At 69.5% G+C, this 15,935-nt stretch carries 15 protein-coding genes; 5 read left to right on the top strand and 10 right to left on the bottom strand.

Features of this window, described 5'->3' with window-relative positions:
• The first annotated feature begins 73 nt into the window (after positions 1–73).
• Complete coding sequence (locus tag ACWGST_RS13795) at positions 74–1,426, top strand: DUF1254 domain-containing protein (RefSeq protein WP_452047243.1); 1,353 nt, start codon at positions 74–76, stop codon at positions 1,424–1,426.
• A gap of 59 nt (positions 1,427–1,485) precedes the next feature.
• Positions 1,486–2,640, top strand: coding sequence for an epoxide hydrolase family protein (locus ACWGST_RS13800; protein WP_452047244.1), 1,155 nt, complete (start codon positions 1,486–1,488; stop codon positions 2,638–2,640).
• Between the two features lie 17 nt (positions 2,641–2,657).
• Here ACWGST_RS13800 and ACWGST_RS13805 read toward each other — a convergent pair whose 3' ends face one another.
• The 4 genes from ACWGST_RS13805 to ACWGST_RS13820 form a co-directional block, all read right to left on the bottom strand.
• Positions 2,658–3,815 (bottom strand): DUF998 domain-containing protein, encoded by a 1,158-nt coding sequence (locus ACWGST_RS13805; protein ID WP_452047245.1) that lies wholly within the window; start codon positions 3,813–3,815, stop codon positions 2,658–2,660.
• 133 nt (positions 3,816–3,948) lie between these two features.
• On the bottom strand, positions 3,949–4,440 hold the full coding sequence (locus ACWGST_RS13810; protein ID WP_452047246.1) for a DUF2017 family protein: 492 nt from the start codon (positions 4,438–4,440) through the stop codon (positions 3,949–3,951).
• Positions 4,437–4,727 carry an ATP-dependent Clp protease adapter ClpS gene (clpS, locus tag ACWGST_RS13815; RefSeq protein WP_452047247.1) on the bottom strand — a complete coding sequence of 97 codons (291 nt, stop codon included), beginning with the start codon at positions 4,725–4,727 and terminating at the stop codon, positions 4,437–4,439. The genes ACWGST_RS13810 and clpS overlap by 4 nt, the downstream gene beginning before the upstream one ends.
• 82 nt (positions 4,728–4,809) lie before the next feature.
• Positions 4,810–5,970: a class I SAM-dependent methyltransferase gene (locus tag ACWGST_RS13820; protein WP_452047248.1), complete on the bottom strand. Its 1,161-nt coding sequence runs from the start codon at positions 5,968–5,970 to the stop codon at positions 4,810–4,812.
• Positions 5,971–6,106: 136 nt separating this feature from the next.
• On the opposite strand from ACWGST_RS13820, the gene ACWGST_RS13825 reads away from it, so the two are divergent.
• Together ACWGST_RS13825 and ACWGST_RS13830 are read left to right on the top strand one after the other, a co-directional pair.
• Complete coding sequence (locus ACWGST_RS13825) at positions 6,107–6,802, top strand: hypothetical protein (protein ID WP_452047249.1); 696 nt, start codon at positions 6,107–6,109, stop codon at positions 6,800–6,802.
• A gap of 197 nt (positions 6,803–6,999) precedes the next feature.
• Complete coding sequence (locus ACWGST_RS13830) at positions 7,000–8,076, top strand: ScyD/ScyE family protein (protein WP_452047250.1); 1,077 nt, start codon at positions 7,000–7,002, stop codon at positions 8,074–8,076.
• Positions 8,077–8,146: 70 nt separating this feature from the next.
• Here the strand turns inward: ACWGST_RS13830 and ACWGST_RS13835 are convergent, their stop codons facing one another.
• The 6 genes from ACWGST_RS13835 to ACWGST_RS13860 all read right to left on the bottom strand — a co-directional run bounded on the left by ACWGST_RS13835 (position 8,147) and on the right by ACWGST_RS13860 (position 14,673).
• Positions 8,147–8,560, bottom strand: a complete 414-nt coding sequence (locus ACWGST_RS13835; RefSeq protein WP_452047251.1) for a heat shock protein transcriptional repressor HspR — start codon at positions 8,558–8,560, stop codon at positions 8,147–8,149.
• Positions 8,561–8,569: 9 nt separating this feature from the next.
• Positions 8,570–9,565 carry a DnaJ C-terminal domain-containing protein gene (locus ACWGST_RS13840; protein WP_452047252.1) on the bottom strand — a complete coding sequence of 332 codons (996 nt, stop codon included), beginning with the start codon at positions 9,563–9,565 and terminating at the stop codon, positions 8,570–8,572.
• 127 nt (positions 9,566–9,692) lie between these two features.
• Positions 9,693–10,280: a nucleotide exchange factor GrpE gene (locus tag ACWGST_RS13845; RefSeq protein ID WP_452047253.1), complete on the bottom strand. Its 588-nt coding sequence runs from the start codon at positions 10,278–10,280 to the stop codon at positions 9,693–9,695.
• Between the two features lie 2 nt (positions 10,281–10,282).
• A complete protein-coding gene (gene dnaK / locus ACWGST_RS13850; protein ID WP_452047254.1) occupies positions 10,283–12,157 on the bottom strand; it encodes a molecular chaperone DnaK in 1,875 nt (624 codons plus the stop codon).
• A 254-nt stretch (positions 12,158–12,411) separates the two neighbouring features.
• Positions 12,412–13,995: an MFS transporter gene (locus ACWGST_RS13855; protein ID WP_452047255.1), complete on the bottom strand. Its 1,584-nt coding sequence runs from the start codon at positions 13,993–13,995 to the stop codon at positions 12,412–12,414.
• Between the two features lie 54 nt (positions 13,996–14,049).
• Entirely contained in the window at positions 14,050–14,673 is a 624-nt protein-coding gene (locus ACWGST_RS13860) for a TOPRIM nucleotidyl transferase/hydrolase domain-containing protein (RefSeq protein WP_452047256.1), read from the bottom strand.
• Between the two features lie 262 nt (positions 14,674–14,935).
• Here ACWGST_RS13860 and ACWGST_RS13865 point away from each other — a divergent pair, with 262 nt between their 5' ends.
• Positions 14,936–15,841: a serine protein kinase RIO gene (locus ACWGST_RS13865; RefSeq protein ID WP_452047257.1), complete on the top strand. Its 906-nt coding sequence runs from the start codon at positions 14,936–14,938 to the stop codon at positions 15,839–15,841.
• Positions 15,842–15,935: the final 94 nt, after the last annotated feature.

Here is a 15,935-nt window from a genome sequence, read left to right on the forward strand (position 1 = left end):
TGTGTATAAGAGACAGGCATCCGACCCTCTCGGTGTTTCTCCACCGCTCGAAACCGCAGAACGGAGCACGATCATGACCGACGCCACCGCGTCCGACCTCGCCGTACCGGCGTACGTCTACTACTTCCCGCTCGTCGAGAACCTCCGGCAGGTGCGGCGCTACGTCGAGACCGGCGTCGGGCAGAACCACGCCGCGCCGTACAACACCTTCTCGCACGCGCGAAAGCTCGCGACCGACGAGGACACCTTCGTGACGATCAACAACGACACCGTGTACTCGATGGCCCAGCTCGACCTCTCGAACGGTCCGCTGCTGCTCAGCGTGCCGAAGATGGGCGACCGCTACTTCGTGCTGCAGTTCGTCGACGCGTGGACGAACAACATCGCCTACGTGGGCACCCGCGCGACGGGTGGCGACGGCGGCGACTTCCTCATCGTGCCGCCGGGATACGAGGGGGCGCCCGGCGCTCCCGACGTGCCGCGCATCGAAGCGTCGACCTCGATCGTGTCGATCGTCGGCCGCATCGCGTGCGCCGGCGACGACGACATCCCCGCGGTCATCGCCCTGCAGGACGAAATGACGATCACGCCGATCCTGCGCTCGCTCGTGCCGCCGCGCGGCGTCGCCGAGACCGCGCCCGTCGACGACGAGCTGCGCTTCTGGGAGGAGGCGCGTGCGTGGTCGCTCGCCTACCCGCCCTCCGCTGACGACCAGGCGATGCAGCAGGGATTCGCCGAACTCGGCGTCACCGCGGCCGAGTCGCCGTACATCGACCCCGACCCCGCTCTGCGCGACCGCCTCGTCGCGGGCGAGGCCGCCGGCAAGCAGCAGATCGAGGACCTGACCCGCCACGGTCACGCACCGGTGAAGAACGGCTGGACCGTCGGCCTGCACATGTTCGACTACAACGTCTCGCACTTCTCCCTCGGCGCGATCGACTCGCCCGAATGGCAGATCGCCGACCCGAAGCTGCGCTTCGTCGAGCGGGCGGTCGCGACGCGCGTCGGCCTCTGGGGCAACCACGCCTACGAGGCGGTGTACGCACAGGCCTTCACGGATGTCTCGGGCGCACCACTCGACGGGGCATCCGTCTACACGATGACCTTCCCGACCGACCCGCCCGTGAACGCGTTCTGGTCGATCACGATGTACAGCGTGCCCGACTTCTTCCTCGTCGCGAACCCGATCGGGCGGTACTCGATCGGCGATCGCACGGCGGGCATCGTGCGCGACGACGACGGCTCGCTCACGATCACGATCACGCACGACGAGCCGACGGATGCCGCGGCTCGCGCGAACTGGCTGCCCTCGCCGGCAGGGGTGTTCCGCCTCGTCTTCCGCCTGTACGCACCGCAGCCGCCCGTGCTCGACCTGAGCTACGAGTTCCCGCCGATCGAGAAGCAGAGCCGAGCCGAGCTGAGCTGAGCTGAGCACCGGGGCATACCGGACAGGAACTGACCGGTATGCCCCGTAGCGTCGCTCATATGAATCACGAGAGCAGCGACATCCGACCGTTCCGCATCGACATTCCTCAGGCCGACCTCGACGAGCTGAACCGTCGTCTCGCCGCGACGCGCTGGCCCGACGAACTGCCGGGCGTCGGCTGGTCCTACGGCACGCCCCCGAGCTATGTGCAGGGCCTGGCCGACTACTGGCGCACCTCGTTCGACTGGCGGGCGCACGAGGCGAAACTCAACGCCTTTCCGCAGTTCACGACCGAGATCGACGGGCAGAACGTGCACTTCCTGCACGTGCGCTCGCCCGAGCCGAACGCCACGCCGCTGCTGCTCACGCACGGGTGGCCGGGCTCGATCGTCGAGTTCATGAAGATCATCGGGCCGCTCACCGACCCCCGCGCGCACGGCGGCGACCCGGCCGACGCCTTTCACATCGTGGCGCCGTCGATGCCCGGCTTCGCCTTCTCGGGCCCCACGCACGAGACGGGCTGGGACATGTCGCGCATCGCGCGGGCCTGGGTCGACCTGATGAACCGTCTCGGCTACGAGCGCTACGGCACGCAGGGCGGCGACACCGGGGCAGTGATCTCGCCGATGATCGGCAGGCTCGCACCCGAGCGCGTGATCGGGGTGCACGTCAACGGCAGCCTCGGGTTTCCCTCGGGCGACCCGGCCGAGTTCGCGGCGATGACCGAGGCCGAGCAGGCGCGGCTCGCGGCGTTGCAGCGCCAGATGGAGAACGACACCGGCTACGCGGTGATCCAGTCGACGCGGCCGCAGACGGTCGGCGTCGGACTCGCCGACTCGCCCGCCGCCCAGCTCGCCTGGATCGTCGACCGGTTCCACGAGTGGACCGATCCCGCCGCGGACCTGCCCGAAGACGCCGTCGACCTCGACCAGCTGCTCACGAACGTGAGCGTCTACTGGCTCACCGGCACGGCGACCTCCTCAGCGCGGCTGTACCGCGAGGGCCGTGCGAGTTGGGGGCAGACGATCGAACCGAGCGCCGTGCCCTCCGGTGTCGCGGTGTTCCCGGGCGACTCCGGAATCCGCACGATCGCCGAGCGCGAGAATAACGTCGTGCACTGGTCGGAGTTCGATCGCGGCGGGCACTTCCCGGCCATGGAGGCTCCCGACCTCCTCGTCGGCGACGTCCGCACGTTCTTCCGCGGGCTTCGCTGAGCCGACCGCGACGCGATCTAGTGCTGCGGCGCCGGCACCCGGGCTTCCTCGGGGGTCGGCGTCGCCGCGGCATCCGTTTCACTCGCGCCGGAGGCGCCGGCGGTGCGCAGGAAGACGATGATCCAGCTGAAGATGAGGCAGGCCGCGACGAGTTCGACGGCGGTGAGGTTGTAGTAACCCGTCGCGAAGAAGATCGCGACGACCACGATGACGACGACGTAGAGGTAGCCGAGCCCGACGAAGACGCGCGGCACGCTGCGGATGAACCACGGGAGCCCGATCACGATGACCGCGAAGCAGATCGTCATACCGGTCGCGACGGTGTTGTGCACGAGGAAGAACTCATCGACCGGGAAGATGCCGACGCAGGCGAGGAAGATGCCGATGAGCCCGAGGCCGACGCGCACGAGGTCCCGGCCCCGCCGGTCGGGCGGGGTGCCGATCGGCAGGGCGGCGGTCGCGTAGCGGGCGACGATCGTGACGATCGCGCCGGCGACGATCAGCGTGACGTTGAAGGCCATCGCCGAGATGTCGTTCGTCATGCCGAGCGCCGACAGGTTCTCCTTCCACCAGTGCGGGTCGCTCGCCGAGAGCATGCTCGCGAATGCGCCGACCACGAGGAACACGGCCAGCACGAGCGAGAGCAGCATCGGCGTCATGCGGGCCGCCGAGAGGAAGCTCACGTAGCCCGTGATGGCGACCGCGACCCCGGCCAGCGCGGCGGCGGGCAGCGTGAACACCACCGCATCGCGGAAGCTGAACTCGAGCACCGTGGCGATGGCGAGCCACCCGAGCAGTGCGATCGCCCCGTGCGCGATCGCCAGGGCGGCGATGTCGAACCAGTGCAGGCGCGCGCCCGGCACCGACAGGCCCGTGCCGATCTCTCGACGCAGCGCCGGGTTCGCCGTGCGGCTCGCGAGGTACCGGCCGAGCACGAAGGCGACGAACGCGGTGACGGCGCCGCCGATGGCGGCATACTCGCCGAGCGAACCCGCGCCCGAGATCGGCAGGTCGCGACCCCAGAACAGCACGAGGGCGACGAGGCCGCCGAGCACGAAGAACGACGCGCCGACGATGAGCGCGCCCGACTCCAACGACTCGACGTTCACGCCGGGTCGTTGCAGGACGCGTGCGATCGGGGGTTGATGGACGTGCTTCGACGCGACTTCGGTCACACCTGCTCCTGCCGTCGGGCCGCTCCCTCCCGGTGCGGGTGTGCGGCGTTCGGCATCAGCATGCCAGCGATCGGCCGAGTGGCCGAGGAGCGACGCGGTGCTCGCGGTGCTCGCGGTGCTCGCGGTGCGCGACTCAACCCTTGATCGGGTCGAGCACCTCGAGCATCGAGCCCTGTACGAATCCCGCCCATTCGTACGCGGCACGAAGGTAGTCGTCGCGCGTCTCGTCGGCGTCGGCCTCGTCTTCGTCGACGATGCCGACCCTTTCGGCGAGGATGAGGCGAAGATCGGTGAGGAACGTCAGCCACCCCCACGCCTCCGACTGGTCGAGCTCGATCTGCACGACGCCGCCGTGCTCCTCGACGGCGGTCGCGTCGCGCACCCGCTGGGCGGCCTGGCGCTTGCCGTCGACGAGGCTGTCGCGCGTGTAACGGGTGTAGTCGTGGGCCGCCTCGCGGTCGTCGGGGTACGCGTTCGGCAGCAGCCGGTCGAGCGCCGGGTCGTCGGCCTCGCCGAGCAGCAGCACCGAATCGACCTGGTCGGCGAGCTCCGAGAGCAGCATCGCCTCTTCGGTCTCGAGCACGAGACGCACGCCCTCGCCGCCGCCCAGTCCCGCGACGATCACGGCTCGCTCCGCTCGACCGTGGCCTGCAGACCGTAGCCGTGCATCGCCTGCGCGTGCCGCTCCATGGCCTCGCGGTTGCCGGATGCCACGATGGCCCGGCCCTCGGTGTGCACGAGCAGCATGAGCCGCTCGGCCTCGTCGCGCGGCAGGCCGAAGTAGCTGCGGAACACGTAGCTCACATACGTCATGAGGTTCACCGGGTCGTCCCACACGACCGTGCGCCACGGCACCTCGACGGCGACGCGCAGGGCGTCGTCGGTGTCGAGCTGTTCGAGCGTCGAGGTCATGCTCCAAGCCTGACACGATGTGCGCGCCGCCGCACCTTCGCGAGTCGGGCAGCGCGCCAAGGCCGGTCGCCGACTGCGACGCTCAGGCGGCCCGGCGCGACGCCGTGACGGTGAACTTCGCGTTGCGGGCGATCTGCCGGGTCGGCCCGACGACGCGTTCGAGCAGCGGCCGGTAGCGCAAGTGCGAGTTCCAGACGCACCAGAGCTCGCCGCCCGGAGCGAGCACACGTGCGGCGTCGGCGAAGAGGTGCGCGGCGATGCCGGTCGAGATCGCCGCGTCGCTGTGGAACGGCGGATTCAACACGATCAGCCGTTCGCTCGCGTCCGCGAGCGCTTCGAGCCCGTCGGCGCGGGTCACGCGCACACGGTCGCCGACACCGTTGGCCTCGGCCGTCAGTCGAGCGGATGCCGCGGCGCCCGCCGAACGATCGGTCGCCGTCACCCGCAGCCCGGGTCGCGCCCGCGCGAGCCACGCCGCCACGACGCCCGTGCCGCAGGCGAGATCGACGGCGGTCGCGGCATCCGGAACCGCATCACCGAGCTGTGCGATCAGGAACCGGGTGCCGATGTCGATGCCGGTGCCGGCGAAGACGCCTCCGTGTGCGACGACCACGAGATCGAGGTCGTCGTGCCGGGCGCGCCGGGGCCAGTCGGACCCCGGCGGTCGAGTCGCGAGTGCAGCGAGCGGATCGAGCGCATCGAGACCACCGGGGTCGCGCGCCGTCAGCACCCGCGACTTCTGCCGCGCGCGGCTCACGTCGACGCGCCCGAAGCTGCGCCCGAGCACCTCGTTCATCGCGAGCGACATGTGCTTGATGCGCCCGCCGGCGACGACGACGACCTCGGGGTCGGCGTGCGCCGCGATGAGCTGCGAGACCTCGTCGAGCCGGTCGAGCGAGCGCGGCAGGCGCATGAGCACGAGCCGCGCGCCCGCGACGAGCTCGGGGCCGAGCGCCAGCGACCGCACCTCGCCCTCCAGCCCGAGTCGGCCCGCGTTCCCCGCGAGCGCCCGCTCGCCGGTCACGAGGTCTTGATGCACGCGGATGCCCCTCGCCCCGGCGTCCGCCGCGGCGAGCGCGAGCGCACCGAAGGAGTCGTCGACGACGACGATCTCGCCCGTCCCGGCCGCCCCGATGAAGGCCGCGGCCTCGTCGAGGATCAGCCGGTCCGCGGCATCCGACGCCTCGAGCCCCGGCCCTTCGACGTCGGGGTGGCGCCGCAGGGCGCCGAAGTCGAATGGCATGGAGTCAAGCGTACGCACCGAGCCCACGCCGATTTCGCTGAGTGCGGCTCCCTGCGGGGTTTGCTACCCTCGGTGCCGCATGCACGACGCACGAACCGGGGGGCGACGCGCGGCGCGACGGGAGGTCGCGACGCCGATGCCGCATCCCCGACGCGAGGCGCGTTCCGACGTGGGTTCGCGGTCGCGGTCGCGTTCGCGGTCGACCCGTCGCTCGCTCAGCGCGGCCGCCGTGCTCTCGGTCTTCGGCCTGCTCGCGGGTCTCGCCCTGGCGCCGCTGCCGCAGCCCGGTCGCATCCTGCCGCTTGCGGCCGCCGACGCGCCGCAGCACGGCGAGGTGCAGGACCTGCGGGTCGCGGCGGATATCGCGGCTCCCGCCGTCTCGCAGGAGTCGTATGTCGCGACGACCGGCGCGCAGACCCTCGTCGCGGGCGGCACGAACGTCGACTGGGCCAAGCTCGTGCTCGTCGAGGGCGAGTGGCCCATCACCGAAGAGAACGTCACGTTCATGATGCGCTGGATGCGCCAGGAGAACGGCGCCGACAACTGGTGGAACCGCAACAACCCGTTGAACAACGGGCAGGGGTCGGGCGGCGGATCCGGTCTCGGCAGTTATCCGACCCTCATCGAGGCCGCGTTCTACGCCGCCCAGAACCTGCAGTCGGGGCGGTACCCCGAGGTCGACGCCGCGCTCGCTCGCGGCGATTCCGCCGATGCCACCGCGCAGGCGATCTGGGCTTCGATGTGGGCGTCGAGCCACTACGGCTACGGTACCCACTGGAGCTCGCGACCCTATGAGGTCATCGAGGCTCCGGCATCGGCCTGGGGCCGCTGAGACTCCGCCGGCTTCCCGACGAGCGGCTGAGCGTCGGGCGGGCGCGCGCGAGCGGGCGACGCCCTGACGTGAACGGGGGGTGGTTTGCCCGTTCGCATCGGAGTACGGTCGGTGGCGGATTCGCCTACCCGAACCTTCGCAGGCGACAACGCATGCAAAAAGGGCGAATCTTCGAGTCGAACAGGTCGGAGTCACCGATGCATCGTTCATTCACCCTCATCACCGCCGCGCTCGCGATCGGCGCCATGGTCGCCGTCGCCGCACCCGCCGGAGCCGCGCCGAATGCGCCCGCCGCAGGGCCGCCGACGGTGCTGGCCGAGCATCTCGCCGGGCCGCTGACCTTCGACGTGTCGGCCTCCGGCGTCATCACGGTCGGCCAGTCCTTCCTCGGCGAGGTCACGCGCATCGCCGGTGGCACGAGCACGACCCTCTCGCAGGGGCCCGACTCCACCGGCGTATCGGTGCTCGGCTCGACCGTCACCTGGAGCGAACGTGCCGGCGACGAACAGTCGATCCAAGGGTCGTGGCTGAAGTCGAACGGCCCCGGCGGCTCGACATCGATCGATCTGCTCGCATGGGAGCAGGCGAACAACCCCGACCAAGGCAACTGGTACGGCTTCGAATCGATCTCAGACGAATGCGCGGCGAAGCTGCCGCCGTTCATCATGCCCCGATACTCGGGCCTCGTCGACACGCACGCCTACGGCACGCTCTCGCTCCGCGACGCGACGTACGTCGCCGACGCGGGCATGAACGCGGTGTTGAAGGTCGTGGGCGACACGGTCACGACCGTCGCCGTGCTGCCGCCGCAACCGCTCGTCATCACCGATGCGATGCGAGCCGTCGGCGAGGGCCCTGAACCGATCCTCCTCGACGAGTGCGTGGTCGGCCTCACCTTCGATGCCGAGCCCGTGCCGACCGATGTCGAGATGGGCACCGACGGCATGCTCTACGTCTCGACGCTGCCCGGTGCGCCCGGGCTCGGATTCCCGTACGGCTCGGTCTACCGGATCGATCCCCGAAGCGGCGACACCCAGCTCCTCGCGACGGGCTTCGCCGGAGCGACCGGCCTCGCCGTCGCGCCGAACGGCACCGTGTACGTCAGCGAGATGTTCGGCGGCAAGGTGTCAGCGATCACGCGCGACGGTTCGGTTTCGACGTTCGCCGAGGTCGACAGCCCGGCGGGCGTCGAGTGGCAGAGCGGAAAGGTGATCGTCTCGGCCGGCGTGTTCGGCGACGGACAGATCGTCTCCTACCCGGTGCGGGGCCGCTGAATCGAGGGTTCGCCCGTCCTGCGCCGTGCGCATCCGAAATCGGGTGCCTCGGCGCAGGTCGCGGAACCGCTCAGCGTTCGAGCGGGCGCCACACGACGACCGCGTTCTCGCGTCGCACACGAGTGCCGGCTCTGAGCGAGATGACCTCGCCGGCCGATCCCGCGGCGAAGACGCGGCGGCCGGGGCGGTTCAGCATCTCGTCGGCGAGCGCGCCCTCGAGTTCGTGCACTCGCGCACGAAGGGTCGCCACCTCGTCTTCGAGCCCGAGCACCCGGCGGATGCCCTCGAGGCTCACGCCCTCGCTCGAGAGCTGCGAGATCTCGCGCAGCTGCACGACGTCGTGCATCGAGTAGCGGCGCGACTTGCCGGCGGTGCGGGTCGGCGACACGAGCCCGAGCCGGTCGTACTGGCGCAGGGTCTGCGGGTGCATCCCCGCGAGTTCGGCGGCGACGGAGATGACGAAGAGCGGGCTCCTCTCGTTCATCTCCACCGCCTAACCCTTGGCCTTCGCGAGCAGCTCGTCGCGCGGATTCTCGTCGGGCAGCAGAGCGGCGAACTCCTCGAGCTTGGCCTGCGCCTCTTTCGAGAGGTGCGACGGCACGGCGACCTGCACGACCGCGAGCAGGTCTCCGGTGCCCTTCTTCGTCTCGACGCCACGGCCCTTCACGCGCAGCACGCGGCCGCTCGGCGTGCCGGGGGCGACGCGGAGCTTGACGGGGTCGCCGCCGAGCGTCGGCACCTGGATCGTCGTGCCGAGCGCAGCCTCGGCGAACGTGACGGGCACCGTGACCCTGAGGTTCAGGCCGTCGCGCTCGAAGACCGGGTGCTTGCGAACGGTCACGGTGAGCACGATGTCGCCGGCCTCGCCGCCGTCGGGCGAGGGGTGACCCTTGCCGCGCAGGCGGATCTTCTGCCCGTCGGCGACGCCCGCCGGGATGCGCACCGTGATCGGCTTGCCCTCGGAGGTCTGCAGGGTGATCTGGTCGCCCTTGGTGGCGGTGACGAAGTCGAGGGTCGTCGACGCCGAGACATCCCGGCCCTTGGTGGGGCCGCCGTAACCGCGGTAGCCGCCGGTGGTCTGGCCGAAGCGGCCGCCGCCGAAGAGTCCGCCGAGCAGGTCGTCGTAGTCGCCGCCCTGCTGGAACGTGTACGACTGGCTGCGACCTCCGCCGCCCTGGCCGAACATGCCGCCGAAGACGTCTTCGAAGCCGCCGGCGCCGCCGGCGCCGCCGGGCGCGGTGAATCGTGCGCCGGAGCCCATGGCTCGTACGGCGTCGTACTCTTTGCGCTGCTCGGCGTCGGAGAGCACCGAGTGCGCCTCGCTGATCTCTTTGAACTTCGCCTCGGCCGCGGCGTCACCGGGGTTGGAATCGGGGTGGTACTTGCGGGCGAGCTTGCGGTACGTCTTCTTGAGCTCCGCATCGCTCACGTCTTTGGAGACGCCGAGCACCTTGTAGAAGTCCTTGTCGAACCAATCCTGACTGGCCACGGGCACCTCCTTTTCTGAAATCTCGTCGTGTCTGTCGGTCGGTGGTCGAGTAGCGACGAAGGAGCGTATCGAGACCTGGTGACGGGTTTCGATACGCGCTTCGCGCTACTCGACCACCGGATGCCGTCTACTGCGGGGTCTTCACGACGACCTTCGCCGCGCGAAGCAGCGTGCCACCGAGCGTGTACCCGGTCTCGACCACGTCGGCGACCGTGTCGATCTCGACGTCGGTCGACGGCTGCTGGAAGATCGCCTCGTGCCGTTGCGGGTCGAACGCCTCGCCGACCTCGCCGAACGGGGTGAGGCCGAGCTTCTCGACCGAACCGCGCAGCTTCGCCGCGATCGTCGCGAACGGGGTGTCGCCCTCGAGATCGCCGTGCTTCTCGGCCCGGTCGAGGTCGTCGAGCACGGGCAGCAGCACTGCGACGGCCACGCCGACCGCGCGCTCCCGCTCGACCTCGCGGTTCGCCTCGGTGCGCTTGCGGTAGTTGGCGTACTCCGCTGTGATGCGCTTGAGGTCGGCGAGGTGCTCCTCGCTCGGATCCTGCACTTCGGCGTTCGCCGCGTTCAGGATGTCGTCGACCGTGAGCACTTCGCCGTCGTCGCCCTCGAGGTCGAGACCCTCAGAGGTGACGGATGCCGCGGCATCCGTCACCTCGTCGGCGGCACCGGCGTCGGGTTCGGGGACTTCGGGAGTCTCCTTCTCGTCTGCCATGGTTACTTCTTCTCTTCTTCGTCGTCGATGACCTCGGCGTCGACCACGTCTTCGTCAGCAGACTGGTCGCCCTCGGCACCCGACGCACTGGCGTCTTCGCCGCCTGCGGCGGAAGCATCCGCCTGCTGGCTCTGCGCGTAGATCGCCTCGCCGAGCTTGCCCTGCGACGCGTTGAGCTTCTCGAAGGCCGACTTCACGGCCTCGTCGTCGTCGCCCGCGAGCGCCGTCTTCAGACCGTCGACATCGCCCTGCACCTCGTTCTTGACATCGGCGGGCAGCTTGTCGTCGTTGTCCTTGATGAGCTTCTCGATCGAGTAGACGAGCTGCTCGGCCTGGTTGCGGGTCTCAGCCGACTCGCGACGCGCCTTGTCTTCGGCGGCGTGCTCTTCGGCGTCGCGCACCATGCGCTCGATGTCGTCCTTCGGGAGGCTCGAGCCGCCCGAGATCGTCATGCGCTGCTCTTTGCCGGTGCCCTTGTCTTTCGCGGACACGTGCACGATGCCGTTGGCGTCGATGTCGAACGTGACCTCGATCTGCGGGATGCCCCGCGGCGCCGGCGCGATGCCGGTGAGCTCGAAGGTGCCGAGCGGCTTGTTGTCGCGGGTGAACTCGCGCTCGCCCTGGAAGACCTGGATCGCGACCGACGGCTGGTTGTCGTCGGCGGTCGTGAAGGTCTCGCTGCGCTTGGTCGGGATGGCCGTGTTGCGCTCGATCAGCTTCGTCATGATGCCGCCCTTGGTCTCGATGCCGAGGCTGAGGGGGGTGACGTCGATCAGCAGCACATCCTTGCGCTCGCCCTTGAGGACGCCCGCCTGGAGGGCGGCGCCGACAGCGACGACCTCATCGGGGTTGACGCCCTTGTTGGGCTCCTGACCGGTCTCTTTCTTGACGAGCTCGCTGACCGCGGGCATGCGCGTCGAGCCGCCGACGAGCACGACGTGCGCGATGTCGGAGAGCTTGACGCCCGCCTCGCGGATGACGTCTTCGAACGGCTTCTTCGTGCGGTCGAGCAGGTCGCTCGTCATGTTCTCGAACTCGGCGCGCGTGAGCGTCTCGTCGAGGTTCGCGGGGCCGTTCTCGGTGAGCGAGAGGTAGGGCAGCTGGATGGACGCCTTGAGGTTCGACGACAGCTCTTTCTTCGCCTGCTCAGCGGCCTCTTTCAGGCGCTGCTTGGCGATCTTGTCGTTCGAGACGTCGACGCCGGTCGAGTCCTTGAACTTCTTGATGAGCCAGTCGACGATGCGCTGGTCCCAGTCGTCGCCGCCGAGGCGGTTGTCGCCGGCGGTCGCACGCACCTGGATCGTGGAGAAGTCGTCGTCCTTGCCCACCTCGAGCAGGGACACGTCGAATGTGCCGCCACCGAGGTCGAAGACGAGGATGAGCTCGTCCTCCTTGCCCTTGTCGAGGCCGTACGCGAGCGCCGCCGCGGTGGGCTCGTTGATGATGCGCAGCACGTTGAGGCCCGCGATCTCGCCGGCCTCCTTCGTGGCCTGGCGCTCTGCGTCGTTGAAGTACGCGGGCACCGTGACGACCGCGTCGGTGACGGTGTCGCCGAGGTACTGCTCGGCGTCGCGCTTCAACTTCTGCAGGATGCGCGCCGAGATCTCTTGCGGCGTGTACTGCTTGCCGTCGATCTCGGCCGTCTTCCAGTCGGTGCCCATGTGGCGCTTGACCGACGCGATGGTGCGGTCGACGTTGGTGACGGCCTGGCGCTTCGCGGTCTCGCCGACGAGCACCTCGCCGTCTTTCGTGAATGCGACGACCGACGGGGTCGTGCGGAGTCCCTCCGCGTTCGCGATGACCGTGGGCTCGCCGCCCTCGAGGACCGCGACGACCGAGTTGGTGGTGCCGAGGTCGATTCCTACTGCACGTGACATGTGTGTTCTCCTTCTCTCCGCCAGTGACCGGGGCCGCACTCGAGTGCCGCACGACCGGGGATCAACTGGTCGGATACCGGTTCGACCCTTGCCGGCCCGCAACCGAAGTACCTGAGGCAAGACTTGAGCCTTGCCGACTCAAGCTTTACAGCGTCTACTTTTCATGTCAAGTCGAGGCGGTGAAACTTGAGTGTACTTGACTCAACTCACAGCGGGCGTTCAGTATTCCGCGCGGCATGGCCTTCAGACTCCCCTCAGCCGAGCGCTGCACCCTCACCCGACGCCGAGGGCTTCGGGTCGGGCAGCCGGCGCATCCGCAGCGCGTTGGCGACGCCGAGGAGGCCGGCGAGGATCGGCACGAGCAGGGCGACCTGCAGTGCGATGAAACGCGAGTCGGTGTTGATGCGCAGGATCTCCTCCTGCACCTCGGGGGTCTGATCGACGAGCAGCGCCTCGAGCCCGGTGTTCGTCATGATCTCGGCGTCCTCCTCGAGCACCGACGAGACCTGCTGCTGCTCGTCGGGGCTCAGCACCGAGCTCGCCTCGGCGCTCGCGGTGAACGTGAAGGCGAGCGTCGCGAGCATGATCGCGCCGGCGAAGGCCAGGCCGAACGAGAGGCCGAACGAACCCGCCGCCGAATTCACCCCCGCCGCCTCGCTCACACGCTCGTCGGAGATCGGCGAGAGCGTGTAGTTGTTCAGCTGCGAGACGAGCAGGCCGAGCCCGCAGCCCGCCACGATGAGCGGCAGGGTGAGGTACCAGCCCGAGTCGGCGATGGGCACGATCGGCACGAGCACTGCGATGCCGACGACCACGAGCGCGAAGCCCCACAGGATGACGGTGGCCGGGCGACGCTTGAGCCCGCGCCCGGCGAGCAACGCGACGACGAACATGCTGAGCGAGAGCGGCGCGATCGAGAGCCCGGCCTGCAACGCGTTGTACTCGAAGACCATCTGCAGGTAGATCGGCAGCACGATCATCGTGCCGCCGAGGGCGATCTGCTGCAGCAGCTGCCCGCTCGCGCCCGAGCGGAACATCTTCGAATCAAAGAGCGTCGGGTCGAGCAGTACCGGCTTGCCGCGACGCTTGCGGCTGCGCAGCCAGAACACGAGCAGGCCGAGGCCGAGCACCCCGATGCCGATGATCAGGCCGACGTACCCGCCGCCCTCCTGCCAGACGAGGATGCCGGTGACGACGCCGCCCATGCCGATGATCGACAGCAGCGCACCCACGAGGTCGATCGACCGCTCCCCGTGGTACGGCACGTCCTTCACGAGCCCGATGCCCGCGAGCACGACCGCGATGATCACCGCTTCGAGGGCGAACCCGACCCGCCAGGAGAGGAAGGTCGTGATGAACCCGCCGAGCAGCGGCCCGACGGCGGCGGCGATGGCGGCGGAGGCCCCCACCAGCGCGTACACCCGCGCCTGGTGCGCGCCCGCGAAGTTGCCGTGGATGAGCGACTGCATGGCAGGCAGCAGCAGCGAAGCCCCGATACCGCCGATGAAGGCCCAGAAGATGATGATCGCCGTGAGGTCCTGCGCGAACACCATCGCGATCGCGCCGATCGCGTAGCCGAGCAGGCCGAGGATGTAGGCGAGCTTGCGTCCGATGAGGTCGCCGGTCTTGCCACCGATCAGGATGAATGCGGCCGAGACGAGCGCCTCGAGCGCGATCGCGCCCTGCACCCCGCTCACGGTGGTGCCGAGATCGTGCACGACCGCCGAGATCGACACGTTCATGAGCGAGGTGTCGACGACCAGCACGAACATGGCCATCGCGAGCAGGATGGCGAGCCGTCCGTTGAACCGCCCCCCGGCGGCACCGTTCGGGTGCATGGCTCACTGAACCACATCCCGGCTGCCACCGGAAGAGGGTCGGCGCAAGCGCACTCAGCGAGGCGGCGTCGACTCCCGCGCCGCCGCACGCACACGACCGACCGCGGTCTCGACGAGCGCCCGCATCGCGACCGGGATGCGGGACTCCTCGAGGGCGTCCACCATGATGGGCGCGAACTGCGCCTTGCGCCCGGCATGCGTGCCGAGGAACCGCCGGAGCTGCGCATCCGTCGCCCGAACTCGCTGCGCGGGTTGCTTCTGGAACCCCCTGAAGCGCGCGATCTCACCATGCTCGGCGAGCAGTTGCAGCATGCGATCGTCGCCGAGCGCGCGGATCAGCTCGCCCTCGAGATCGGGATCGCACGCGAAGAATCCCAGCGCGGCGAGCTCGTCGAGCGTCGTCGCCGAGCCGAGGCCGGTCTCTTCGACGGCACGCCGCACGTACCCGATCTCGGCCGCGTCGAAGAGTCCGAGCACACGCGACACCGGGCGCCGGGCGGAGATCTGCCCGAGGTGGCGGTGCAGGTTGGTCACGCCGTCCATCGAGACGACGCGCGCGCCGGCCGCATCGAGATCGCACCCGAGACGCGCAGCAAGCGCGTCGACCGCGAGCCGGTCGCTGTCGCCTTCGACGAGCACCACGGTGACGGATGCCTCGTGCCCGGCGACTCCCCGCATGAACCCGACGCTACTCCAGCCCGCGGCGAGCAGGAGTCCGAGGACCGGAGCCGGGCCGAACACTGGACGCGGTGCCCGAAACGCCCTAAGCTGCCGAAGCCGCCGATTCGCGCGGCGTGGGTCCGGTGCATCCGGTGAAGAAAGGAGTCGATCATGGCTGTCGTTGTCGTGAACCTCCACGTTCCCTTCACTTGCGAGGCCCCCGCCCCCCGGCAGTAAGCCGGGGCGGCCCGGTGGCCTCCGCGATCTTCGGAGATCCACCTTGCACATCACCCCGTCACTCGACGAATCCGCCGTCGTGCGTGCGCACTCGGCATCCATCGCCCTCACGACCCCGCGATTCGACGCGGGCGACCTCGCCTTCCAGACCACGGAACCGGGCGAGGGCCAACGCTGGTCGACTTGGCCGGCCGCCATGCCGCTCGAACGCGGCCCCCAGCCGCGCCCCGATTGGGTCGTCACGGATGCCGCGGCGATCGACACCGAGCTCGGTGTCGTGAAGACCGGCAAGGAGGCCGACCTGTGCCTCATCGAACGCGCGGTGCCGGAGGCCCCGCCCGGTACCCCCGGCACGTACGCGCTGCTCGCCGCGAAGCGCTACCGCGGCAGCGAGCACAGCGACTTCCACCGCTCGACGATCTACACCGAGGGACGCGGCACCCGCCGCAGTCGCGACGCGCGCGCCCTCGCGAAAGGCACGACCTTCGGCCGCGAGGTCGCTCGTGTGCAATGGGCCTACGCCGAGTTCGAGGCGCTGAAGCGACTCACCGAGCTCGGAGCCGCCGTGCCGTACCCGGTGCAGGTGGGCGGCACCGAGGTGCTCATGGAGTTCATCGGCGAGGGCCGCGTCGCCGCGCCCCGCCTCGCACAGGTGCGCGCCACGCCAGAGGAGTTGCGCGAGCTGTTCCACCAGGTCGTCGACTTCATGCGCACCCTCGCGCACTCGGGGCTCGCGCACGGCGACCTCTCGCCGTACAACCTGCTCGTGCACGGCGAGCGCGTGGTCGCGATCGACCTGCCGCAGATCGTCGACATCGTGTCGAACCCGCAGGGCTTCGACCTGCTGCATCGCGACTGCACGAACGTCTGCGACTGGTTCACCCGACAGCGCCTCGAGTGCGACGCCGAGCAGCTGTTCGGCGAGCTGATCGCAGACGTGTATCGCTGAGGTGTATCGCCGGGGGTACCGGCGGACTCCCGCACTCTCTAGAGTGTCGCCCAGCGCAGCGACGACGAACCCAGTGCAGTGACGACGAGGGGAA

This window comes from Agromyces sp. NPDC055520 (genome assembly GCF_053619715.1).